The organism is Pseudomonas sp. LBUM1666 (genome assembly GCF_059695775.1).
Genome location: NZ_CP166789.1, coordinates 256779 through 279288, shown reverse-complemented (window position 1 = coordinate 279288; position 22510 = coordinate 256779). Strand labels below are relative to the sequence as shown.

Sequence of the window (22510 nt, the reverse complement as noted above, 5' to 3'; positions counted from 1 at the left end):
GGTCTGCAGTGATCACAAAAAACCTACAGGCATAAAAAAGCGCCGCCATCCCGGCAGCGCTTTTATCAATCCGTTGTTTTTCTTCTTATCCTTCCATTACATCCCACAACGCTTCCAGCTCCGCTTCGCTGAATAAACCAGCGGGGTAGCGTTCGATCATCATCCGGCGCGGATCAGGTTCTCTGATCTGACGCGTTCCATTGGACTTCAACCAGTGCGCCAGGACCTGGAGCGATTCGCTGTTTACTGCCAGGGGATGCAACGCCCGTTCGCTCACAACATTCATTTCGGCGTTCATTTCCGCGCTCTCTCCTGGTTTGTGAGCGGCTAACATATCCAAGGTTTATGACAGAACATCGCAGTTCTCCCCCTCCCTGTTTTGCACCATGAGAGATACAAGAGCTGTGCCAAGGTTTCGTAACTGTCGACAAGCGGATACAAAAAAGCCCGCGGTCCTGAAGGACTGCGGGCTTTGCGCCAGACCGTGAGTGAAAACGTTTGCCTGAATTATTTTGCAATCAACTCAAGCTGTTACAACCTCACTCACTCCTTGTGCGGTGCTGGCTGTTGTTGGGTAAGGCAGTGGATGTTACCGCCTCCCAGTAACAGTTCGCGGCCGGGCACCATCACCACTTCGTGCTGCGGGAACAGTGCCTGCAAAATCTCTTTTGCCGGGCCATCCAACGGATCGTCAAAGCTCGGCGCGATGATGCCGCCGTTTACGATCAGAAAGTTCACGTAGGAACCGGCCAGACGCACGGTCGGATTACGTTCCTGAGTCCCGTCCACCGGATCCACACCGGCGCACTCTTCTTCGGTCGCATACAGCGGCCCCGGAATCGGCATCTTGTGCACCGTGAATGGGCGACCCTTGGCGTCGGTGCTGCTTTCCAGCACTTTCATTGCCGCCTGGCAGCGCGGGTAGTTCGGGTCCTGCGGGTCATCGGTCCAGGCCAGCAACACTTCGCCCGGACGCACGTAGCAGCAGAAGTTATCCACATGGCCGTCGGTTTCGTCGTTGAACAAACCGTCCGGCAGCCAGATGATCTTATCCACAGCCAGATTGGCGCTGAGCACCGCTTCGATCTCTGCACGGTTCATGTGCGGATTGCGATTGCGGTTAAGCAGGCATTCTTCGGTGGTGATCAGTGTGCCTTCGCCATCAACGTGGATCGAACCGCCTTCGAGCACGAAGCCCTCGGTGCGGTAGCGCTGGCTGCGCTCGATCTCGAGGATCTTGCCGCCCACCTGGGAATCGCGATTCCACGGCGAATACAGACCACCGTCAAAACCGCCCCACGAGTTGAAGTCCCAATTCACACCACGGACTTCGCCACCGTTATTGATGACAAACGTCGGGCCGGTGTCGCGAACCCAGGCGTCGTCGCTGGACATTTCCACCACACGAATATTCGGCACGTCCAGACGGGCACGGGCGTTTTCGTATTGGCCGGCGGACACCGCCACGGTCACCGGTTCGAAACGCGCAATGGCTTTGGCTACCGCGACGTGCGCGGCTTGAGCCGGTTTGCCACCCAGACGCCAGTTGTCCGGGCGCTCGGGCCAGATCATCCAGGTCTGGGTTTGCGGCGCCCATTCGGCGGGCATGTAAAAGCCGTCGGCGCGCGGCGTGCTGTGCAAAGTGGTCATAGCGATCAGGACTCCAGGGAACCGTCGAGGGTTTTGATGGCGCCGTACAGGTTCGGGCGACGATCACGGAACGAACCCCACGCGCTACGGATGTGCTCCAGCTCGTCGAGGTCGAAACTATGAACCAGTATGCCTTCTTCGGTTTCGTTGAGTTCCTGAACCTTCTCGCCGAACTGGTTGGCGATGAACGACGAGCCGTAGAACGTAATGTCGTAGCCGTCCTGCTCTTCGTTGCCGATGCGGTTACTGGCGATCAGCGGCATCAGGTTGGCGCCGGCATGGCCTTGTTGCACGCGCTGCCAGTGATCGCGGGACGAAATGGTCTTGTCGTGTGGCTCGCTGCCGATGGCGGTCGGGTAGAACAAAATTTCCGCGCCCAACAACGCCATGCTGCGGGCGCATTCCGGGAACCACTGGTCCCAGCAGATGCCCACGCCGATTTTCGCGTAACGGGTGTTCCAGACTTTGAAACCGGTATCGCCCGGATTGAAGTAGTACTTTTCGTGGTAGCCAGGGCCGTCCGGGATATGGCTTTTACGATAAATCCCGAGGTTGGAACCGTCGGCATCGATGATCGCGATGCTGTTGAAACGCGCGCGGCCCGCCAGTTCGTAGAAGCTGATCGGCAAAACGACTTGCAGTTCTTTGGCGACTTTCTGGAAGTGCTTGATGGCGACGTTGTCTTCAACGGCCGTGGCCAGCTGCAGGTAATCCGGGTTCGGCTTCTGGCAGAAGTACGGAGCCTCGAACAGCTCCTGGATCAGGATGATCTGCGCGCCTTGCGCCGCGGCCTCACGGACCAGCCGCTCAGCGGTCTCGATGTTGGCTTCAAGGTCCCAGGAACAGGCCATTTGGGTGGCGGCGACGGTAACGATACGGCTCATGAATCATCTCCGGGGCAATTGCTTGAGGGTCGAGTGTGGCATCGACCAATGACAGAAATGGGAAGCACCGGGCGTGGTGAGTCCACACCGGGGCAGCGGCGACTTTATAACCGATAAAAATCGGCTTTAGAAGCCTACAGCAAACCTTCTGTCATATTTTTTTGCTAAAAAGCCGATATCTATCGAATTAACACCGTACCAATGTGGGAGTGAGCCTGCTCGCGATTGCGGTCGAACATTCAACATGGATGTCGACTGATCCTGCCCAATCGCGAGCAGGCTCACTCCCACAGGGTTGGTGTTTACAGTCCCTCTGCGAGCACCTTCGACAGCATGTCCACGAAGAAATCCACGCTCTGACGCGAGGTCACCATCGGCGGTTTGATCTTGAGGACGTTCAGGTAATCGCCGGTCGGCTGCATGAAGATTCCCAGCTCGCGCAATCGATCACACAGCGCCGTGGTTTCTTCGGTTGCCGGTTCCAGGGTTTCGCGATTGCGGATCAACTCGACGCCCAGATAGAAGCCGGAACCATGCACCGCGCCCACCAGCGGATGAATATCGATCAGCGCTTCAAGCCGCTCCTTGAAATACCCGCCCACAACCTGAGCGTTTTCCCAGAGCTTTTCTTCCTCCATCACATCCAGCACCGCCATGCCGATCTGGCAACTGACCGGGCTGCCGCCGGCCGACGAGAAGAAGTAACCCTCGGCCTCCAGCGCCTCGGCGATTTCCCGGCGAGTGATCACCGCGCCCAACGGCTGGCCGTTGCCCATGCCTTTGGCCATGGTGATGATGTCCGGCACCACGCCCTGCTCTTCGAAGCCCCAGAAAAAGTTGCCCATGCGGCCGTAACCGACCTGCACTTCGTCAGCAATACACACACCGCCCTGAGCGCGAACCAGCGCATAAACCTGCTTCAAATACCCAGGCGGCAATGAGATACCGCCAGCATTGCCGTACACCGGTTCGCAGATGAAACCGGCCAGCTGACGTTTCTGCTCGGCGATTTTCGTCAGGTTGTGTTCGATGCTGCGCACGTAGTCGGGCGCGCTATCCGGTCCACGGAATTCGCCGCGATAAGTATTCGGCGCGGTGACCGGATGCACCCAGTCCGGACGGCTGCTCAAGGCCTTCGGGTTATCGGCAATCGAGGTCGAGACCGCGTCCGCGCCCACTGTCCAGCCGTGATAGGCCTCTAGCACGCTGAGCATGTCGCGACCGCCGCTGTAGGCCCATGCCAGGCGGATTGCCAGGTCATTGGCCTCGCTGCCGCTGTTGACCAGGAACACCCGGTCCATGGAGTCCGGCGACAACTTCAGTAAGCGCTCAGAAAACTCGGCAACCGCTGCGTAGTTGAATCGGGAATTGGTGTTGAGCAGCGACCACTGACGACTGGCGACAGCGGCCATGCGCGGATGACCGTGGCCAAGCACCGCGACATTGTTGAGCATGTCGAGGTAGGAGCGGCCCTGCATGTCGATCAGGTGATTACGCCAGCCGCGTTCGATGCGCGGTGGGTCGACGTAATAATGCTTCTGGGTACGGGCGAAACTGGCATCACGGCGCGCCAGCAACGTCTGCGAATCGAGTTCCTCTTCGGCGTCACAGGCCAGTCCCAGCAGCACCGCCGGTGACGGGCACAATGCTTGCCAGGCCGCGGCGCGAGACGGTGTGCAAAACAAGGGCGCATTGGACGAAGCGCCTCGGCACAACTGCACGATCAGTGGCCCGCTGACCGAACCCAGCACCTGGCCTTTGACCAGCGCTGCGCCCGTGTGCAGCGACGGCGTCACGCCCCACAACCGCACACTCAGTTGAGGGCCATCCAATTGCAGCACGCCTGCCGCCGGCTGATGCACCACCCCGGCGAACGGCGATTCGACCGCCGTGCCGTGGGGCACTCGCAATTCGACGTGCAATGGGCACGTGTCCGGCTCAGTGGCGCTGTCCGGCCGGGTGCGGGACAAGCGATATTGCCCATAACGACTGGCCGCCAAACCGTGAGCCGCGGCAGCTTCGGTCAGCAGCCGCTGATCGATCCCCTCCTGCTCCCAGTTGCCGGCCTCAAAATGCGGACTGAGCACACCCAAATCGATCAACGCAAACTCACGCCCCACCAGGCTCGGCAGCAGCGGCGCGAAGCCTTCGCTGCCGATGCCCGGCAGATTCTGGCCGACCGAGGTAAGGATCGCCGCTTCCATCAACGCCAACGGCACCGATGTAGCGACGCGGAAAATCTCCCACTCGTGGGTGAGGTTGTCGCGGCTGTATTCGTTGCCCGGATCAATGTTGACCTGCTGCTCGCCGCTGAGCACCAACACCGCCGCACGGGCGACGATCAGTGGCCAGAGCGCCAGTAGCTCTTCATGCGTTAACGGATTGACAGCGTGATAGGCCTGAACCGCCGGCAAAATGTAGAACGGATCGCCATCAGCGTGGTGCAGCAGCGCCGCGCAGGTCACCGACAGATCAGTAATGCGCCAGGTACGGATCAGGTCGCCGAAATCGATCACACCCTGCAATTGCCACTGGCGTTGCGAATCTCGCTGCCACACCACGTTGTCGTCAGTGATATCCATGTGGATGGCCTGCACCGGCAGCTTATCCACAAGCGGCTGCAAATGACGTTCGGCCTGTTCAGCCGCATCGGCGATCAACCGACGTTGCTGGTCATCCTTGATGATCGGCAGCAAATGGGCGATCAACGCGTTGGCGTGACGGGCATCCCATTGAAGGGTGCGCTCAAGGCCCGGATGGTCGAAACCCGCCAGCGCCAGATCCATTTCACCGCAGAGCCGACCGAAACCGGCCACCACTGAACCGGGCAGATGATCCAGGTGTGTGAGCGACTGGCCTTCGATGTAATCGAGCAAGCGCACATGCACCGGTTGGCCGCCGACTTCCAGGGAGAGAAGGTCTGCACCGTTTTTGGCGGGAATCACTCGCGGCACATGCACATCGGGGTGTTCACCCAAATGCTTGAGCCCGGCGTGCTGGGCATGCAGCTCCAGCGCCGAGTAGTCGCCACGGCAGATTTTCAGGACAAAACGCCCCTGGTCGCTGTCGACCCGAAAGTTAAGATCCTGTTGGCTGCCGAGGGCCTGCAACCTTCCACTCAGCCCGTAATGTCCCTTCAGCAGCTCAAGCGCTTGCTCCGCAGACACTTGCGGGCTGGGCAAACTGGCGCGATGAATCAACGTGGCGAGTGGCATACAACGACCCCTGAAATTTTATTAGGCGCCTATATCGCCACTGCTTGGGGCGATACGCAACCCCTTCGCCTGCCTGAAACCCACCGGAGGTTCGACAGAATCATTGAACGGATAAGGAAAAAACACACGCCACTCGCCCCAACCTCTACTTTGCGCAAGAATGTCGCCCATCGACGCCTATTGCTGGAGTAAGACCATGAACGTAGTCACCACCGACCTGCCCGGTGTTCTGATCATCGAACCCCGGGTATTTGGTGACGAACGTGGTTTCTTCTATGAAAGCTTCAATGCCAAGGCTTTCAAAGAAGCGACTGGCCTGGAGACGAATTTCGTTCAAGACAACCATTCCCGCTCGCAAAAAGGCGTATTGCGCGGCCTGCATTACCAGCTGGAAAACACTCAAGGCAAACTGGTTCGCGTCACAGTCGGTGAAGTACTCGACGTGGCGGTGGATATTCGCCGCAGTTCGCCACATTTCGGCAAATGGGTGGCCGTGCGTCTGTCCGCCGGGAACCATCGCCAACTCTGGGTCCCTGAGGGTTTCGCCCACGGTTTCGTGGTGTTGAGCGAGTTCGCCGAATTCCTCTACAAAACCACCGACTACTACACCCCGTCCGCCGAGCGCTGCATTCGCTGGGACGACCCGGACCTGGCCATTGATTGGCAACTGGACGAAGCGCCACAACTGTCCGGCAAAGATCAGGTCGCCGCGTTCTTCAAGGACGCTGACGTCTTTTCCTGAAGCACCGTCTGAATCTTCGCCGTGCAGGCGTGCCTGACCCACGGCGCGCAGACTGCGCCCGCAAGCCTAGGCATAATGCGCCTGTACCCACAGGCGCTCGATGCTCATGACTCCGACCCTTCCCCGCAGACCCCGCTGGCGCAGCCTGGCCCTGCTCGCGCTGTGCCTGGCGCCGTTGCTGTGGCCGCTGCAGCATCTGGCCGAGCGTTACTACCGCAGTGAACTGGCCGGGCAGAACCGTCAGACCCTCGACCTTTACGTCGCCAACCTGCTGGGTACCCTGCACCGCTATGAAGTATTGCCGCAAATCCTCGGTGATCTGCCGGCCCTGCGAGCCGTCCTCGGCGCGCCCGACGATGGCGTCACTCAGGGCAACGCCAATCGCTTGTTGAAAAACATCAGCGCCCAGACTGGCGCCGAAGTCATGTACCTGATGGACACCACGGGCAAGACCCTCGCCGCGTCCAATTGGGACAAACACGACAGTTTTGTCGGGCGTAATTTTTCCTTCCGGCCGTATTTCAGTGAAGCCATGGCCGGGCGGCTTGGGCGCTTTTTCGGTTTGGGCACGACATCGGCCAAGCGTGGCTATTTCTTCGCCGCCGCCGTGCGTAGTGGCGAAAAGATCATCGGCGTGCTGGTGGTCAAGGTCGACCTGGACCACACCGAAAGCCTCTGGGGCAAAACCCCGGAACAACTGCTGCTGACGGACCATAACGGCGTGGTCATTCTCACGTCGCGGCCTGAGTGGCGATTCCGCTCGACCCGCCCGTTGGGCGAAGAGGAAAGAAAGGCAATCACCGCGATTCAACCTTATCCGACCCGCGATCCCAAACCATTGCGGCTCAATCCCAACGCCTGGCTGACACAAACCCAGCCAATCGCAGAAACCGGTTGGAACGTCAGCATCCTCGCCCCACGCACCCTGATCGATCGCCCGGTGCGCACGGTCGTCGCCATCGGCGGCGCGACATTGTTGGTGTTGATGTTGCTGCTGGGGCTGATGATGCAGCGACGCCGTCATTACCTCGAACGAATCGCCTTCGAAGCCAAGGCCCGTCGCGAGCTGGAAGGCCGGGTAGCCGAGCGGACCAGCGACCTCGAAGGCCTCAACCGTCGACTGAAACAGGAAGTGCTGGAACGCGAACAGGCCCAGCAAGAGCTGGTTCGCGCTCAGGATGATCTGGTGCAGGCCGGTAAACTGTCAGCCCTTGGCACCATGTCCGCGAGCATCAGCCACGAATTGAATCAACCGCTGGCGGCGATCCGCAGCTACGCAGAAAACGCTGAGGTGCTGCTCGATCATCAGCGCACTGAGGATGCGCGCGGCAACCTCAAGCTGATCAGCGAACTGACCGGGCGAATGGCCTCGATCATCGCCCACCTGCGCGCCTTCGCCCGGCGCGATCGCCACGCTCCGGAAAGCGTCGCCCTGCAACCGGCGCTGGACGATGCGCTGGCACTGCTGGCCAAGCGTCGACGCAGCATGGAGGTCGAGCTGATCCGCGACTTGCCGGCCGCCACCCTGTGGGTCGAGGCCGGGGAAACCCGCCTGCGCCAGGTGCTCGGCAATCTGCTGGCCAACGCCCTGGACGCCCTGACGGAAAAAGGCCCGCCGCGTAAGCTCTGGTTGAGTGCCCAATCCACTGCCGACGGCGTCAATTTGTACATTCGCGACAATGGCCCCGGGTTCTGCCTGGAGGCACTTGGCCGCGCCAGCGAGCCCTTCTACACCACCAAGACCCGCACTCAGGGGCTTGGGTTAGGGCTGGCGATTTGCGAAACCCTGATGCGCGCCTTCGGTGGTGAACTGTCGTTCTCCAACCACAAGGAAGGTGGCGCCCTGATTACCCTGAAGTTGCGGGCAGGCGCACCGGGTGTGAGCCTGCAACCGTCCGAGGACCGAAGTGCATGACCATCGACAACCGCATCCAGGTCGTGCTGATCGACGACGATCCGCACCTGCGACAGGCCCTGAGCCAGACTCTGGACCTCGCCGGCCTGAAAATCCTGCCCCTCGCTGAAGCCAAAGGCCTGGCCGCGCAACTGGAACGCGACTGGCCCGGCGTGGTGGTCAGTGACATCCGCATGCCGGGCATGGACGGCCTCGAACTGCTGACGGAACTCCATGCCCAGGACCCGGATTTGCCAGTGCTGTTGATCACCGGCCACGGCGATGTGCCGCTGGCGGTGCAAGCGATGCGCGCCGGGGCTTATGACTTTCTGGAAAAACCTTTCGCCAGCGACGCCCTGCTCGACAGCGTGCGCCGCGCATTGGCCTTGCGCCGACTGGTGCTGGACAACCGCAGCCTGCGTCTGGCCCTGAGCGATCGCAATGAGCTGAGCACCCGGCTGGTCGGGCAATCGGCGCCGATGCTGCGCCTGCGCGAGCAGATCGGTGCATTGGCGGCGACCAAGGCCGATGTGCTGATCCTTGGCGAAACCGGCGCCGGTAAAGAAGTTGTCGCACGTGCATTGCACGATCTGTCGGGCCGTCGTAACGGTCCGTTTGTAGCAATCAACGCCGGCGCCCTGGCCGAGTCGGTAGTAGAAAGCGAGTTGTTCGGTCACGAGCCCGGTGCGTTTACCGGCGCGCAAAAACGTCGCATAGGCAAGTTCGAATTCGCCAATGGCGGCACGTTGTTCCTCGATGAAATCGAAAGCATGAGTCTGGATGTGCAGGTGAAATTGCTGCGTTTGCTGCAAGAACGGGTCGTCGAGCGCTTGGGCGGTAATCAGCTGATCCCGTTGGACATCCGCATCATCGCTGCGACCAAGGAAGACCTGCGTCAATCCGCCGATCAGGGCCGCTTCCGTGCCGACTTGTATTACCGCCTGAACGTCGCACCGCTGCGTATTCCGCCGCTGCGTGAGCGCGGCGAAGATGCGCTGATGCTGTTCCAGTACTTTGCCGACGAAGCCAGCGCTCGCCACGGTTTGCCACCCCACGAGTTGCAACCGGGACAACGCGCGCTGCTGCTGCGCCACACCTGGCCGGGTAACGTGCGGGAATTGCAGAACGCCGCCGAACGTTTTGCCCTGGGCCTGGAACTGGCCCTGGACAATAACGCACCGGATGGCGCTGTCGGCATGACGGTCGAAGTGGTCAGCGGCGGTCTCAGCGAACAAGTGGAAAACTTCGAGAAGAGCTTGATCGCCGCCGAACTGGCGCGTTCTCACAGCTCGGTGCGCAGCCTCGCCGAAGCCCTTGGCATCCCACGCAAGACCTTGCACGACAAACTGCGCAAGCACGGGCTGAACTTCGCCGACGGTGGCAGCAGCCACACCGACGAACTCGATTGAGCTACCGTCAATTCATCATCTTCAAACAAGAGATCCGTGCATGAGCCGCGACAGCCGTCATCTGGAATCAGTCCTCCATCGCGACATTCCCCTAACGCGGGATATGGGCCTCAAAGTGCTCGATTGGCACGACCAGCAACTGCGCCTGCACTTGCCGCTGGAGGCCAACGTCAATCATAAAAGCACCATGTTCGGCGGCAGCCTGTATTGCGGCGCCGTGCTGGCCGGTTGGGGTTGGTTGCATCTGCGTTTGCGTGAAGAAGGGGTTGAAGGCGGGCACATCGTGATTCAGGAAGGACAGATCAGCTATCCGCTGCCGGTGACCATGGACGCGACAGCGATTTGCCATGCGCCGAGTGCGGCGGTGTGGAAGAAGTTCTTGGCGATGTATAAGCGGTATGGGAGAGCGCGGTTGACACTGCATTCTCGGATCGTAAATACGGACAGTAATGACGATGCAGTGAGGTTTACCGGGCAGTACGTGTTGCATCGGTAGGGCTTGAGAACCACCCCTCACCCTAACCCTCTCCCCAGAGGGTAGAGGGGACTGACCGAGGTGTTTTTTGGAGCTACATCGACCTGAGCGTCCGAGTCGAACTCAGGTGTTGAAAAGCATGGAGATCGGCTCCCTTTCCCCTCTCCCCTGTGGGGAGAGGGCTGGGGTGAGGGGTGGTTCTTGAATCCGAACGATCAGCTCTGCGCCAACGCCAGCAGTTTTTCGCGCCACGCAGCCTTCGCCGGCAGCGCCAGAAAAAATGCATTCAACAACGACTCACGCGCCGGATAACTGAACGGCGCACCGCTCAAATCCAGCACCTCACCGCCCGCTCCTTCCAGCACGCCTTGTGCCGCAGCCGTGTCCCACTGCGACGTCGGCGCCAACCGCGGATAACAATCCGCCGCCCCTTCCGCCAACAAGCAGAACTTCAGCGAACTGCCGATATTGGCCAATTGCAGCTCACCGAGACTGTCGCTCAACCCGGCCAGCAGGCGCTCCTGCTCAGGACTTGAATGCCGACGACTGGCAACCACGGTAAACGCTTCACCCTCAGCAGGAACCTCGCGAACGTGAATCGGCAAAGGCTCTGCGTCTTTATCGCCACGCCACGCGCCCAGACCCGCACCACCGACGTAGAAGCGCCCGTTGGTCGGCATCGACACCACGCCAAACACCACTCGTCCCTGCTCGATCAGCGCGATGTTGACGGTAAATTCTTCGCTACCGGAGATGAATTCCTTGGTTCCGTCCAGCGGGTCCACCAGCCACCAACGCTGCCACTCGGTGCGCACGCTCAGGGGAATGTTGGCATCTTCTTCGGACAGCACCGGGATGCTCGGGTCCAGCGCCGTCAGCCCGGCCAGGATCAGATGGTGAGCGGCCATGTCGGCGGCCGTCACCGGAGAATCATCGGATTTCGCAGTCACGGCGACGTTGGCACGCCAAAACGGCAGAATCGCTTCACCGGCTTTCAGCGCCAGTTCAACAACAGGCGCCATCAACGGATGGGGGAAAATCATGGCTGGAACACTCCACGCTGAGTCAGTAGATCACGGGCCAGATACAGCGCTGCCAATGCACGGCCCTCAGTGAATCGCGGGTTCTGGGCCAGGGCCGACAACTCACGCAGGTTGATTTTGTCCACGCCCATCGGCTCGGGCTCATCGCCTTCAAGGCTTTCTTCATACAGATCGGTGGCCAACACCACCTGGATCTTCTGGCTCATGTAACCGGGCGACAACGACAACTCAGTCAAATGCTCCAGTTGCCGCGCGCCGTACCCGGCCTCTTCCTTGAGCTCCCGCTCGGCCGCCGCCAACACGTCCTCGCCCGGCTCGATCAGGCCTTTGGGCAAGGACAGCTCGTATTCATCGGTGCCGCCGCAATACTCTTCAACCAGTACCGCGTGGTCCGCATCCAGCATCGCCACAATCATCACCGCGCCATAACCGGCGCCCTTGCCCACCAGTCGCTCATACGTGCGCTCCACGCCATTGGAAAAGCGCAACTTCAGCTCTTCGACGCAGAACAAACGGCTGGTGGCGACGATCTCGCGGGCGAGGATGGTGGGTTTCTGGCGCATGAAAAGCTCCTTGGCGTGAACGCGTTACTATACCCGGCCTATCCTGATTGTTTACCTCGGATATCTTTTTTACCGCTGGAGAAGTTTTTTATGTCCCTGCTGCCCTGGCGCGACATCGACACCGTACTGCTGGATATGGACGGCACGCTGCTGGACCTGCATTACGACAACCATTTCTGGATGGAACACCTGCCCCAGCGTTACGCCGAGTTGCACGGGGTGAGTCGGGCCATGGCCGAGATGGAATTGCAGCCGCTTTTCGAAAGCAACGCCGGCCAGTTGCAATGGTATTGCCTGGATTTCTGGAGCACCGAGCTCAAACTGCCGGTGCGCGAATTGAAACTGGAAACCGCTCATTTGATTGCCCTGCGTCCGGATGCGGACACTTTTCTGGCGGCGATCAAACAAGCCGGCAAGCGCGTGGTGTTGATCACCAATGCACATCGCGATTCGTTGTCATTGAAGCTGGAAAGAATCGAACTGGCGCCGTACTTCGAGCGATTGATCAGCTCACATGATTACGGTTTCCCCAAAGAGAATCCGCAGTTCTGGGAGGCGTTGCAGGCGGACATCGATTTCGACCCGGCGCGCAGTCTGTTTATCGACGATACGTTGCCGATCCTGCGTAGCGCGCGGAATTTTGGTGTGGCGCATTTGTTGGCCGTGCGTGAGCCGGACAGCCGTAAAGGGCCGAAGGACACGGCGGAGTTTGCGGCGGTGGGGGATTATCGGGAGTTGATTACCGGACTCTGAAACCGAGTCGCCTACTTCGCGAGCAGGCTCGCTCCCACACGGATCTGCGTCGTACACAAATGATGTGTTCACTGAAGATCAATGTGGGAGCGAGCCTGCTCGCGAAAGCGGTCTTGAGCCTTACTCAGGAATCCGCAACGACTGCCCCGGATAAATCTTGTTCACGTCCTTGAGCATCGGTTTGTTGGCCTCGAAGATCTTTTGATACTTGTTGGCATCGCCATACACGCGCAAGGAAATCGCGCTGAGGGTGTCGCCCTTCTCGACCGTCACAAACTTCGCGGCCACAACCACCGGTCCGGTCACCGTGATCTGATCATCCACGCTACCGACACCCGCGATGTTGCCCACCGCCAGCAGGATTTTTTCCTTCTCTTCCTGACTGCCGACTTCACCCGTCACGGTGACCTTGTCGCCATCCACCGTCGCCTGCACATTCGGATTACCCAGGCCGACCTTGCTGATGTGTTCCTTCAACTGCTCGCTGGCATTGGCGTTGCCTGGCGTCAGCAGATCGATAAGTTTTTCGCCTGCTTCTTTCACAAAGCTAAAAATACTCATGGTGCACTCTCCTTGGGTTTTGGGTTCCAGACGCAAAAGCCTAGACCAAGGCTGTCACTTGCGGTTCCAACCCGACCAATGACGCCGCTTCCCCCCAAGCGCTAGAATCCGAACCTTCCCGCGCCCTGGAGCGAAGATGGACATCAAGCAACTGAAATTCCTCATCGCCCTCGACGAAACCCGGCATTTCGGCCAGGCCGCTGCGCGTTGTCACATCACCCAGCCGACCCTGTCCATGCGCCTGCGCAGCCTCGAAGAAGAACTCGAGTTGCCGCTGGTCAATCGCGGGCAGCGCTTCGAAGGTTTCACCGCACCGGGTGAACGGGTGCTGGCGTGGGCGCGCACCGTGCTGGCGGCCTACGACGGCTTGCAGGCCGAGGCGGCTGCCTGTCGCGGCAATCTGGTGGGTACGTTGCGTCTGGGCGTGGTGCCGCTGTCGAGCTTCGATCCGCTGCCGCTGATGCAACGCTTGCACGCCGAACACCCGAACCTGCGCTTCGAACTCTCGGCCCTGAGTTCTGAACAGATCCTCGAACAACTGGCAAACAATCGCCTCGACCTCGGTGTTTCCTACCTGGAGCGACTGGACGGCGAACGCTTCGATTCCCTGGCGTTCAGCGAAACCCGCATGGGCCTGCTCTACGACCAGCGCTTCTTCAGTTTCGGCGAGGCGCCGCTGAGTTGGGAATCGCTGATCGAACTGCCGCTGGGCATGCTCACCAGCGGCATGCATTTTCGGCAGTCCATTGACCATAACTTTCACAGTCGTGGCCTGACGCCGCAGCCGTTGCTGCAGACCGATGCCGTCCACCAATTGTTACAAGCGGTGCATGGTGGATTCTGCTGCGCCGTGATGCCGCTGGACGGAGGCCTGGAGAAACTCACCGATCATTTGCGCCTGCAACCCATCGAAAATGCTCAAACCCTCGCCCGGCTGGGGCTGATCATGCGCCGTAGCGCCCCGCGTTCGGCGCTCGCGGAAGCCTGTTTCGCGATACTTCAGCAATCGCTGCCGAGCTCTTGATCGACGCCATCTATCGGTAGATCAGTATTAGCGATTAGACGCGACAAGTTGACGCGCCTAGGCTTAAAGCAGCCTAAACCGTCGGTGATACCTCATGAACGCCAAGCGCCCTGCCTGCGCGGCGCCAGCCCTCGAAACGCCAGCGCCCGCCGCAAGCCAGACGTACAGTTACTGCGACCTTCAAGACACCGAATCAGCCAGCACCGCGCTGGCCGAAGAAGTCGCGTTGGCGATCGCTTATAACGGCATCAGTCAGGCGGTCATGTTGGTGACGCCGACCGATCTTGAAGACTTCATCGTCGGCTTCAGCCTCGGCAGCGGCATCATCGAAGACGCTTCCGACATTTATGACCTGCAACTCAGCGGCTCCGGGTCGGCGCAGTACGCGCAAGTCACCATCGCCAACCGCGCCTTCTGGAACCTCAAGCAACAGCGTCGGCAAATGGCTGGCACCAGCGGTTGCGGACTCTGCGGTGTGGAAGCCGTGGAACAGGCATTGCCAGATCTCAAGGTGTTGCCCGGCGCACCCTTGCCGCCCGCCGAATGGCTCGATGGTTTGCGTCAGCGCATCGGTGCGTTCCAGCCTCTTGGCCAGTACTCCGGCGCGGTGCACGCGGCCGTGTTTATGAACAGTCAAGGCGAACTGCTGCTGGGCCGCGAAGACATCGGCCGACACAACGCACTCGACAAGCTGATCGGCGGGCTGATTCGCCAGAAGATCCCGACCACCGGCGGGCTGGCGATTGTCACCAGCCGTTGCAGCCTCGAATTGATCCAGAAAGTGTTGCGCGCAGGCATCCAAACCTTGGTCAGCCTGTCGTCGCCCACGGGCCTTGCCGTGCAATGGGCCCGTCGTCACAACCTCAATCTCATCCACCTGCCGCAGAAAAGTGCGCCGCGGGTCTACAGCCCTGCGACGGAGAACCAAGCGTGAGTCAACATCGTCAAGCCGACCAGAAACCCGTCCCCCGCTACAAGCCCTACAAAGGCCCAGCCGGTGGCTGGGGCGCGCTGATCAGCGTCGCCCAGGCCTGGTTGACCAGCGATAACGCGCTGAAAAACCTCCGCATAATGCTCAAGACCAACCAGAACGGCGGCTTCGACTGCCCCGGTTGCGCCTGGGGCGATTCTCCGGAAAAGGGCATGGTGATGTTCTGCGAGAACGGCGCCAAAGCAGTGAACTGGGAAGCGACCAAGCGCCGTGTAGACGGTGCGTTCTTTGCTAAACACAGCGTCAGTTCGTTGCTGGAACAAAGTGACTATTGGCTGGAATATCAGGGTCGTCTGACCGAGCCATTAAGCTATGACGCCGAAACCGATCGCTACAAGCCGATCAGCTGGGAAGCTGCGTTCTCCTTGATCGCCAAACATTTGCAGGGCCTGTCGAGCCCGGATCAGGCCGAGTTCTACACCTCGGGCCGCGCCAGCAACGAAGCGGCGTACCTGTATCAATTGTTCGTGCGCGCCTATGGCACCAATAACTTCCCCGATTGCTCGAACATGTGCCACGAGGCCAGCGGTGTGGCCATGGCGCAAAGTGTCGGCGTTGGTAAAGGCACGGTCACCTTCGACGACTTCGAACACGCCGACGCGATTTTTGTCTGGGGTCAGAACCCTGGCACCAACCACCCACGGATGCTCGAACCGTTGCGCGAAGCGGTGAAACGCGGCGCTCAGGTGGTATGCATCAACCCTTTGAAGGAGCGCGGCCTGGAACGCTTCCAGCACCCGCAACACCCGATCGAAATGCTCACCAACGGCGACAAGCCGACCAACACCGCGTACTTCCGCCCGGCATTGGGCGGCGACATGGCGATCATGCGCGGCATGGCCAAGTTCCTGCTGCAGTGGGAGCGTGACGCACAGAAGGCGGGCGAGCCTGCCGTATTCGACCACGACTTCCTCAATGAACACAGTGTCAACGTGCTGGAATACCTGGGCATCGTCGACGACACCTCGTGGGAGCAGATCGTCGAGCAATCCGGACTGACGCTGGTTGAAATCGAGCAAGCGGCGCGGATGTACGCCAAAGGCAAGAACGTGATCATGTGCTGGGCGATGGGCATCACACAGCATCGCCATTCGGTGGCGACCATCCAGGAAATCGCCAACCTGATGTTGCTGCGCGGCAACATCGGGCGGCCCGGCGCCGGTCTGTGCCCGGTGCGCGGCCACAGTAACGTACAGGGCGACCGGACCATGGGCATCAACGAGCGTCCGCCGGTGGCGTTCCTCGATTCCCTGGAGCGTCGCTTCAAGTTCAAGGTGCCGCGTGAAAACGGTCACAACGTGGTCGAGGCGATCCATGCCATGGCCGACGGCCGCGCGAAAGTCTTTATCGGTCTGGGTGGTAACTTCGCCCAAGCCACCCCGGACAGCTCACGGACCTTCCAGGCCCTGAGCAACTGCGACCTGACCGTGCAAATCAGCACCAAGCTCAACCGCAGCCATTTGGCGCACGGTAAAGACGCGTTGATCCTGCCGTGCCTGGGCCGCACCGACATCGACATCCAGACCGAAGGCCCGCAAGCGGTGACCGTCGAAGACTCGTTCAGCATGGTTCACGCCTCCAACGGCCAGTTGCAGCCGCTGTCGAACCAGATGCGCTCTGAGCCGTCGATCATTGCCGGCATCGCCGCCGCGACCCTGGGCAGCAAACCGGTGGACTGGAACTGGCTGGTGGCCGATTACCGGCGCATCCGCGACCTGATCGCCGACACCATTGCGGGTTTCAAGGACTTCAACGAGAAGATCCAGAATCCGGGCGGGTTCTACCTCGGCAACAGCGCCGGTGCTCGCCGCTGGAATACCGCGTCGGGGCGCGCCAATTTCCGTCCGAACGTCCTGCCTAAAGATCTGGTGCACGAACGCACTCGCGCCACCGGCGTATTACCGGACCTGATCATGCAGTCAATGCGCTCTCACGATCAGTACAACACCACGATTTATGGGCTTGATGACCGCTATCGCGGCGTGAAAGGTCAGCGTGATGTGTTGTTCGTCAACGAAGCCGACATCATTCGCCTGGGGTTCAAGCCGGGGCAGAAGGCTGACATCGTTTCGATCTGGGATGATGGCCGTGAGCGTCGGGTGAAGGGCTTTACGCTGCTGGCGTTTGATATCCCTGCCGGGCAAGCGGCGGCTTACTACCCGGAAGTGAATCCGCTGGTGCCCCTGGAAAGCATCGGGGATGGCAGCCATACGCCGACATCGAAGTTTGTGGCGATCCGGTTGGAAGCGGCGAGTGAAACCGGGTTGATTATGGCGAAGTCGGCTTAACGCGGTAGCAGGTCTGGCCCCTTCGCGAGCAGGCTCGCTCCCACATTTGATCTGCGTTGAACACAAATCCACTGTGGGAGCGAGCCTGCTCGCGATAGCGGTGGAACATTCAATGAATCTTCCGGATCAATCGCTTTCCTAACACCCACAAAAAAGGCCGTTTTTGCATAAAAACGGCCTATCCGAAGTAACTAAAGACCGGCGAAAAACACTTAAGTTCCGGCTAAAAAACAGTAACTTATAGAAATGTGCTCAAGTCGTGTTACTCGTCGGATTTCGATTGTCACGACCATGACACAGCCTCAGGATCGCGCCGTCATCCCCTTGAGGTTCCTCTAATGAAGTTCTCCTCGATTCTCTTGTTGTCCCTTGGCCTGGTCAGTGGCTTCGCTTCTGCTGGCGGCACCACCGAAGCAGGTGTGGGCGGCGCATTGGGCGGGGTTCTGGGCTCAGTCGTCGGTCAGTCATTAGGCGGCAGTACAGGTTCCACCATTGGCGCGGCCCTGGGCGGCGCGGGTGGTAGCGCAGTTGGCGCAGACAAACGCAGCCGTGGCGAAGCAGCCATTGGCGGTGCGTTGGGCGCAGCAGGCGGTAACGTGGTCGGTCGCAGCATGGGCGGCACCACCGGCAGCCTGATCGGCTCCGCAGCAGGCGGCGGCGCCGGTGGCGCGCTGGGTAACTACATGGGCAACAAGAGTGATGACGATGATAATGATCGTCGCTCCTATCGCGGTGGCCATGGTGATCGTCGCTACTACCGTGACGGCCATCCGGGGCGCGGTCATGCCTATGGCCATCGCAAGCACAAACATCGCTATCGCGACTGAGGTTGAATCACCTCGTTTACCGGTAGATCAAAAGAATCGCAGCCCAAGGGCTGCGATTTTTTTTGCCCGTCACACCACCAACCGCTCCAGCGCCCCGCGCAACCCGGCAGGAATCGCCACCGGCTGATTCGATGCACGATCCACAAACACATGCACAAAGCGCCCTGCCGCGCAGGCTTCGTCTTCCCCGGCCTTGAACACCGCCAGCTCGTATTGCACCGAACTGTTGCCCAACTTGCCCACCCGCAAACCGATTTCTATCCGGTCTGGAAAGGCGATGGAAGCAAAGTAATCGCAAGATGAACTCACCACAAAGCCCACCACTTCACCGTCGTGGATATCCAGGCCACCGACTTCGATCAGGTAGGTGTTCACTGCCGTGTCGAAGAAGCTGTAGTAGGTGACGTTGTTGACGTGACCATAGGCGTCGTTGTCGTGCCAGCGGGTGGTGATGGGCTGGAAGTGGGGATAGTCAGTGCGTTGGGGCATCGGGTTGGACATCAGCGTCGATTCCTGGAGTTGGATTGCCAGTCTAAGGCGAAAACCGCGTCGTACTCATCGCGAGCAAGCTCGCTCCCACAGTGAATCTCAGTCGTACACAAATCTGTGCTCACTGAAGATCAAACTGTGGGAGTGAGCTTGCTCGCGATGAGGCCATCAGAGGCACTACTTCAATCAGCGCTCAGAAAACCCCTTACCCATCGCCTCCAACTCGCCAATCAAGCGCGCCGGCTTCCAGTGATCACCTTGCCGTGTCTCAAGCGCCATCAACCGCTGGTGAATATCCGCCAGCCCTTGCTGATCCGCCCATGCCATCGGCCCGCCCTTGTCCGCCGGGAAACCATAACCATTGAGGTAGACCAGATCGATGTCGTGCGCCGACTCGGCAATGCCTTCCTGGAGGATCTTCGCCCCTTCATTGACCAGTGCCAGCAAGCAGCGCTCAAGAATCTCCTCAGGCCCGATCTCGCGACGCTGGAAGCCCAACCCTTCGCTGACCTTCAACACCAGTGCATCGACTTCAACATCGTGCTCAGCCTGGCGACTGCCCGGCTCATAGTGATAATACCCATTGCCACTTTTCTGGCCGAAACGACCCAACTCGCACAGACGATTGTCCACCTGAACCTCAGGCGCATCTTGCCCTATGCCGGCCAACTGCCGAGCGCGCCACTCCAGATCGATGCCGACAACGTCGTACATGCGGAACGGCCCCATGGCGAAACCAAAACCCTGCATCACCGCATCGACCTGATGTGGATAAGCGCCTTCGAGCAACATCTTGCGCGCTTCGAGCACATACGGATGCAGCATGCGGTTGCCGATGAAACCATGGCAGTTGCCCGACACCACGCTGACCTTGCCCATGCGCTTGCCAAGCTCCAGCGCCGCTTCGAGCACCGCCGGCGAAGTCTGGGCACCGCGAACGATTTCCAGCAGTTTCATGATGTGCGCCGGGCTGAAGAAGTGCAGACCCAGGACCTGTTGCGGACGGCGAGTAGCCGCAGCGATGGCATCGATATCCAGCGCCGAGGTATTGCTGGCCAAAATCGCTTCAGGTTTGAGCAGACCGTCCAGTTCACGGAAGATTTTCTGCTTGAGTTCGAGGTTTTCGTATACCGCTTCGATGACCAGATCGACATCGCAGATCGCCGCGTAGTCAGCAGCCGCCGTTACCCGTGCTATGCGAGCGTCCGCTTCGGCCTGATCGATCCGTCCCTGACGCACGTTGTGGGCGTAGGTGTCCGCCACGGTAGCCAGCGCCTGCTCAAGCATCTGTGGATTGTTATCGACCCACTGCACCGGGACGCCGGCGTTGGCCAGGCACATGACAATGCCACGGCCCATGGTGCCCGCGCCAATGACGGCGGCGCGCTGAATAGTGAACGGTGTCTGGCTCATAGTTGTTCTCTTGTTGGCGATCCAAAGACAGCTTTCACCATAGTCAGCCACCGCGCATTTTTGAAATTTATTCCTGTGATGAGCAACATTCAGCAGATGGATCTACCCGCAGGATCACTGCAAATCCCTGTGGGAGCGAGCCTGCTCGCGATAGCGGTCGATCAGCCAACATCCATGTTGAATCAGACTCCGTCATCGCGAGCAGGCTCGCTCCCACAGAGGTCACAGTTCAGCCTGAGAGATGGTCTTCAGCCCACATCCGGACTTCGGCATACGGATAATTTTCCAACGCCGCAAACCCTGGAATCGAACGCGCCTTGAGCTTGGTAAACAGCGGCACACTGATACCGCATAAAAACCGCGTCACCCGCTCTGCCGACGGCACGTTGCCGGTGTGTTGTTCATGCCTGTGGATAAAGTCAGTGCACAACGCTTCGAAATTTTTATCCACAAGCGCCGGTAATTCCGGTGGCGTCGGCAACCGCGCCACATCGCCGTGACACACTGAACAATGCCCGCACTGCTGCGGCGCATTTTCATCGCCGAAGTACTCGGCCAGGCGATAACCCAGGCAATGGTCCGTGGCGAACAGATCCAGCATGGCGTGAATCCGCGCGATCTCGGTTTGTTCGTGGCGGGTGAAGTAGGCGTGCAACTCTTCGCTCAGGGCTTGGGCATCAAAGTCGGTTTGCAGCAGGCTGTAGACCTCGGTCATCTGCTTGCTTTCAAGCTCGACCCAGCCCTTTTCCTGGAAATAATCCAGCGCCTTCACCACGCGATTACGCTCGGCCTGATGCTGCTGATACAGCGCGTCGAAATTCACCGTGGCCCAGGTCCGTGCGCGGCTCGAGGTCTGGATGATCGCCGCGACGAAGTCCTTGCGCTCACCCTCGAAACGGGCCAGCAAAGCCTCGGGTTCCTGCAAGTATTTGAAGCGGTATTCGGCGTAATAGGCGTAACGCGGCGCAATGATTCCGCGCAGTTCCAACTGCACCAGCAAGGTCTTGAGCGGCAATTGGCGGATGTTGCTTTGGTCCGCCAACGGCCCCAACAGAAACTCCCACTGCCCCTCGGGCGCGGCGGCTTGCAACTCGTCGAGCACATAGCGGATGCCATCCAGCTCAGGCGTGTCGCCGTAAACGAAGTTTTCCAGCACGTTGAGGCTGTCGCGGTTGGCCAACACCAGGCAGTCGGACGGCTGCCCGTCACGCCCGGCGCGGCCGATTTCCTGGCTGTAGTTTTCGATGGATTTGGGCAGGTCGAAATGCACCACGTTGCGGATGTCGCTCTTGTCGATGCCCATGCCGAACGCGATGGTGGCAACGATGCAATTGGACTGCCCGCCCATGAATCGGCGCTGGATGGCTTCACGTTGTTCGTGGGGAAGACCGGCGTGATAGGCCTCCGCCTGAATACCGTTGCGGGCCAGATGTTCGGCAATGTGCTCGGCGGTTTTCTGCAGGGTGACGTAGACGATGCTCGGCTGGTCGGGACGCTGGCTCATCCATTCGACAAGGCGTCGGCGTTTGTCCTGCCCGCGCACCGGCTCGACCAACAGATTGAGGTTCGGCCGATAGAAACCGGTGGTCACCACATCGTCGGGGGCGATGGCGAACTTGGCCTCCATGTCGGCGATCACCTTGGGTGTCGCGGTGGCGGTCAGCAGCAGCGCCTGAGGGATGTTGAACTGACGCTGATAGTCGGGGAGCTTGAGATAGTCGGGGCGAAAGTTGTGGCCCCACTCCGAGATGCAGTGCGCCTCGTCCACCACCAGCAACGAGATCGGCACCTGCTGCAAGAAATTGCGGAAACGCTCGTTCTTCAGGCGCTCCACGGAGATCATCAAAATCTTCAGCTCGCCAGACTTGGCCCGAGCCATCACGTCGCTGGCGTCATCGCGGCTTTGGGCCGAATCGATACTGCCCGCGGCAATGCCGTGTCGCTGCAGGAACGCCAGTTGATCCTGCATCAACGCCAGCAGCGGCGAGACCACCAGCGTCAGGTGCGGCAGTAGCAAGGCTGGCAATTGGTAACAAAGGGACTTGCCCGAGCCGGTGGGGAAAATCGCCGCCGCCGAACGCCCGGCCAACACCGCGCTGACCGCCGCTTCCTGGCCGGGTCGAAACTGTGGATAACCGAAAACCTGTTCCAGGGTGTTGTGCATAAGCTGTCACTCCGTTGACCGCTGCGAAGCCCAAAGCCTAGCCGGCAAACGCAGCGAGTCGAGAAAAGGTCGGGGACCAAAACGATACTGGATGATACAGCTTCGAACGATCGTCAGCAGACGAT

The 22510-nt window shown here is 59.9% G+C and carries 19 protein-coding genes; 9 read left to right on the top strand and 10 right to left on the bottom strand.

What is annotated here, in order from left to right:
• Positions 1-85 precede the first annotated feature (85 nt).
• From ACA056_RS01245 to ACA056_RS01230, 4 genes are all read right to left on the bottom strand, one after another.
• Positions 86-298, bottom strand: coding sequence for a hypothetical protein (locus ACA056_RS01245; protein ID WP_046045525.1), 213 nt, complete (start codon positions 296-298; stop codon positions 86-88).
• A 245-nt stretch (positions 299-543) separates the two neighbouring features.
• Positions 544-1650 (bottom strand): agmatine deiminase, encoded by a 1107-nt coding sequence (aguA, locus tag ACA056_RS01240; protein WP_008149349.1) that lies wholly within the window; start codon positions 1648-1650, stop codon positions 544-546.
• A gap of 5 nt (positions 1651-1655) precedes the next feature.
• Positions 1656-2534, bottom strand: a complete 879-nt coding sequence (aguB, locus tag ACA056_RS01235) for an N-carbamoylputrescine amidase (RefSeq protein WP_497269911.1) — start codon at positions 2532-2534, stop codon at positions 1656-1658.
• Between the two features lie 302 nt (positions 2535-2836).
• Positions 2837-5749: an aminotransferase gene (locus tag ACA056_RS01230; protein ID WP_497269910.1), complete on the bottom strand. Its 2913-nt coding sequence runs from the start codon at positions 5747-5749 to the stop codon at positions 2837-2839.
• A gap of 196 nt (positions 5750-5945) precedes the next feature.
• Here ACA056_RS01230 and rfbC point away from each other — a divergent pair, with 196 nt between their 5' ends.
• From rfbC to ACA056_RS01210, 4 genes are all read left to right on the top strand, one after another.
• On the top strand, positions 5946-6491 hold the full coding sequence (rfbC, locus tag ACA056_RS01225) for a dTDP-4-dehydrorhamnose 3,5-epimerase (RefSeq protein WP_497269908.1): 546 nt from the start codon (positions 5946-5948) through the stop codon (positions 6489-6491).
• A 106-nt stretch (positions 6492-6597) separates the two neighbouring features.
• Entirely contained in the window at positions 6598-8406 is a 1809-nt protein-coding gene (locus tag ACA056_RS01220; protein WP_497269906.1) for a sensor histidine kinase, read from the top strand.
• Positions 8403-9794, top strand: a complete 1392-nt coding sequence (locus ACA056_RS01215; protein ID WP_497269904.1) for a sigma-54-dependent transcriptional regulator — start codon at positions 8403-8405, stop codon at positions 9792-9794. Before ACA056_RS01220 ends, ACA056_RS01215 begins: the two co-directional genes overlap by 4 nt.
• Positions 9795-9834: 40 nt before the next feature.
• Entirely contained in the window at positions 9835-10290 is a 456-nt protein-coding gene (locus ACA056_RS01210; RefSeq protein ID WP_150656811.1) for a YiiD C-terminal domain-containing protein, read from the top strand.
• Between the two features lie 194 nt (positions 10291-10484).
• Here the strand turns inward: ACA056_RS01210 and cysQ are convergent, their stop codons facing one another.
• Both cysQ and nudE read right to left on the bottom strand, forming a co-directional pair.
• Positions 10485-11312, bottom strand: coding sequence for a 3'(2'),5'-bisphosphate nucleotidase CysQ (cysQ, locus tag ACA056_RS01205; protein WP_497269902.1), 828 nt, complete (start codon positions 11310-11312; stop codon positions 10485-10487).
• On the bottom strand, positions 11309-11875 hold the full coding sequence (gene nudE / locus ACA056_RS01200) for an ADP compounds hydrolase NudE (protein WP_033058385.1): 567 nt from the start codon (positions 11873-11875) through the stop codon (positions 11309-11311). The genes cysQ and nudE overlap by 4 nt, the downstream gene beginning before the upstream one ends.
• A gap of 90 nt (positions 11876-11965) precedes the next feature.
• Here nudE and yrfG point away from each other — a divergent pair, with 90 nt between their 5' ends.
• Complete coding sequence (gene yrfG / locus ACA056_RS01195; protein ID WP_497269900.1) at positions 11966-12628, top strand: GMP/IMP nucleotidase; 663 nt, start codon at positions 11966-11968, stop codon at positions 12626-12628.
• 120 nt (positions 12629-12748) lie between these two features.
• Here the strand turns inward: yrfG and lysM are convergent, their stop codons facing one another.
• Positions 12749-13189 carry a peptidoglycan-binding protein LysM gene (gene lysM / locus ACA056_RS01190; protein ID WP_497269898.1) on the bottom strand — a complete coding sequence of 147 codons (441 nt, stop codon included), beginning with the start codon at positions 13187-13189 and terminating at the stop codon, positions 12749-12751.
• Positions 13190-13325: 136 nt separating this feature from the next.
• Here lysM and ACA056_RS01185 point away from each other — a divergent pair, with 136 nt between their 5' ends.
• From ACA056_RS01185 to ACA056_RS01170, 4 genes are all read left to right on the top strand, one after another.
• A complete protein-coding gene (locus ACA056_RS01185; protein ID WP_283189635.1) occupies positions 13326-14213 on the top strand; it encodes a LysR family transcriptional regulator in 888 nt (295 codons plus the stop codon).
• 94 nt (positions 14214-14307) lie between these two features.
• The gene (gene fdhD, locus ACA056_RS01180; RefSeq protein WP_497269896.1) at positions 14308-15147 is read left to right on the top strand and encodes a formate dehydrogenase accessory sulfurtransferase FdhD; all 840 of its coding nucleotides are present in this window, start codon (positions 14308-14310) and stop codon (positions 15145-15147) included.
• Positions 15144-17492, top strand: coding sequence for an FdhF/YdeP family oxidoreductase (locus tag ACA056_RS01175; RefSeq protein WP_497269894.1), 2349 nt, complete (start codon positions 15144-15146; stop codon positions 17490-17492). The genes fdhD and ACA056_RS01175 overlap by 4 nt, the downstream gene beginning before the upstream one ends.
• Before the next feature lie 338 nt (positions 17493-17830).
• Positions 17831-18319 (top strand): glycine zipper domain-containing protein, encoded by a 489-nt coding sequence (locus ACA056_RS01170; protein WP_497269892.1) that lies wholly within the window; start codon positions 17831-17833, stop codon positions 18317-18319.
• Between the two features lie 69 nt (positions 18320-18388).
• Here ACA056_RS01170 and ACA056_RS01165 read toward each other — a convergent pair whose 3' ends face one another.
• The 3 genes from ACA056_RS01165 to ACA056_RS01155 form a co-directional block, all read right to left on the bottom strand.
• On the bottom strand, positions 18389-18820 hold the full coding sequence (locus ACA056_RS01165) for an acyl-CoA thioesterase (protein ID WP_497269890.1): 432 nt from the start codon (positions 18818-18820) through the stop codon (positions 18389-18391).
• 174 nt (positions 18821-18994) lie between these two features.
• The gene (locus ACA056_RS01160) at positions 18995-20221 is read right to left on the bottom strand and encodes a 3-hydroxyacyl-CoA dehydrogenase (RefSeq protein WP_497269888.1); all 1227 of its coding nucleotides are present in this window, start codon (positions 20219-20221) and stop codon (positions 18995-18997) included.
• A gap of 229 nt (positions 20222-20450) precedes the next feature.
• On the bottom strand, positions 20451-22385 hold the full coding sequence (locus tag ACA056_RS01155) for a RecQ family ATP-dependent DNA helicase (RefSeq protein WP_497269886.1): 1935 nt from the start codon (positions 22383-22385) through the stop codon (positions 20451-20453).
• Positions 22386-22510: the final 125 nt, after the last annotated feature.

Coding starts and splice junctions, on each gene's coding strand:
- ACA056_RS01185 (WP_283189635.1), top strand. CDS start 13,326: ATGGACATCAAGCAACTGAAATTCCTCATCGCCCTCGACGAAACCCGG.
- rfbC (WP_497269908.1), top strand. CDS start 5,946: ATGAACGTAGTCACCACCGACCTGCCCGGTGTTCTGATCATCGAACCC.
- fdhD (WP_497269896.1), top strand. CDS start 14,308: ATGAACGCCAAGCGCCCTGCCTGCGCGGCGCCAGCCCTCGAAACGCCA.
- lysM (WP_497269898.1), bottom strand. CDS start 13,189: ATGAGTATTTTTAGCTTTGTGAAAGAAGCAGGCGAAAAACTTATCGAT.
- ACA056_RS01165 (WP_497269890.1), bottom strand. CDS start 18,820: ATGTCCAACCCGATGCCCCAACGCACTGACTATCCCCACTTCCAGCCC.
- ACA056_RS01230 (WP_497269910.1), bottom strand. CDS start 5,749: ATGCCACTCGCCACGTTGATTCATCGCGCCAGTTTGCCCAGCCCGCAA.
- ACA056_RS01155 (WP_497269886.1), bottom strand. CDS start 22,385: ATGCACAACACCCTGGAACAGGTTTTCGGTTATCCACAGTTTCGACCC.
- aguB (WP_497269911.1), bottom strand. CDS start 2,534: ATGAGCCGTATCGTTACCGTCGCCGCCACCCAAATGGCCTGTTCCTGG.
- ACA056_RS01245 (WP_046045525.1), bottom strand. CDS start 298: ATGAACGCCGAAATGAATGTTGTGAGCGAACGGGCGTTGCATCCCCTG.
- cysQ (WP_497269902.1), bottom strand. CDS start 11,312: ATGATTTTCCCCCATCCGTTGATGGCGCCTGTTGTTGAACTGGCGCTG.
- ACA056_RS01160 (WP_497269888.1), bottom strand. CDS start 20,221: ATGAGCCAGACACCGTTCACTATTCAGCGCGCCGCCGTCATTGGCGCG.
- ACA056_RS01210 (WP_150656811.1), top strand. CDS start 9,835: ATGAGCCGCGACAGCCGTCATCTGGAATCAGTCCTCCATCGCGACATT.
- yrfG (WP_497269900.1), top strand. CDS start 11,966: ATGTCCCTGCTGCCCTGGCGCGACATCGACACCGTACTGCTGGATATG.
- ACA056_RS01170 (WP_497269892.1), top strand. CDS start 17,831: ATGAAGTTCTCCTCGATTCTCTTGTTGTCCCTTGGCCTGGTCAGTGGC.
- aguA (WP_008149349.1), bottom strand. CDS start 1,650: ATGACCACTTTGCACAGCACGCCGCGCGCCGACGGCTTTTACATGCCC.
- ACA056_RS01220 (WP_497269906.1), top strand. CDS start 6,598: ATGACTCCGACCCTTCCCCGCAGACCCCGCTGGCGCAGCCTGGCCCTG.
- ACA056_RS01215 (WP_497269904.1), top strand. CDS start 8,403: ATGACCATCGACAACCGCATCCAGGTCGTGCTGATCGACGACGATCCG.
- nudE (WP_033058385.1), bottom strand. CDS start 11,875: ATGCGCCAGAAACCCACCATCCTCGCCCGCGAGATCGTCGCCACCAGC.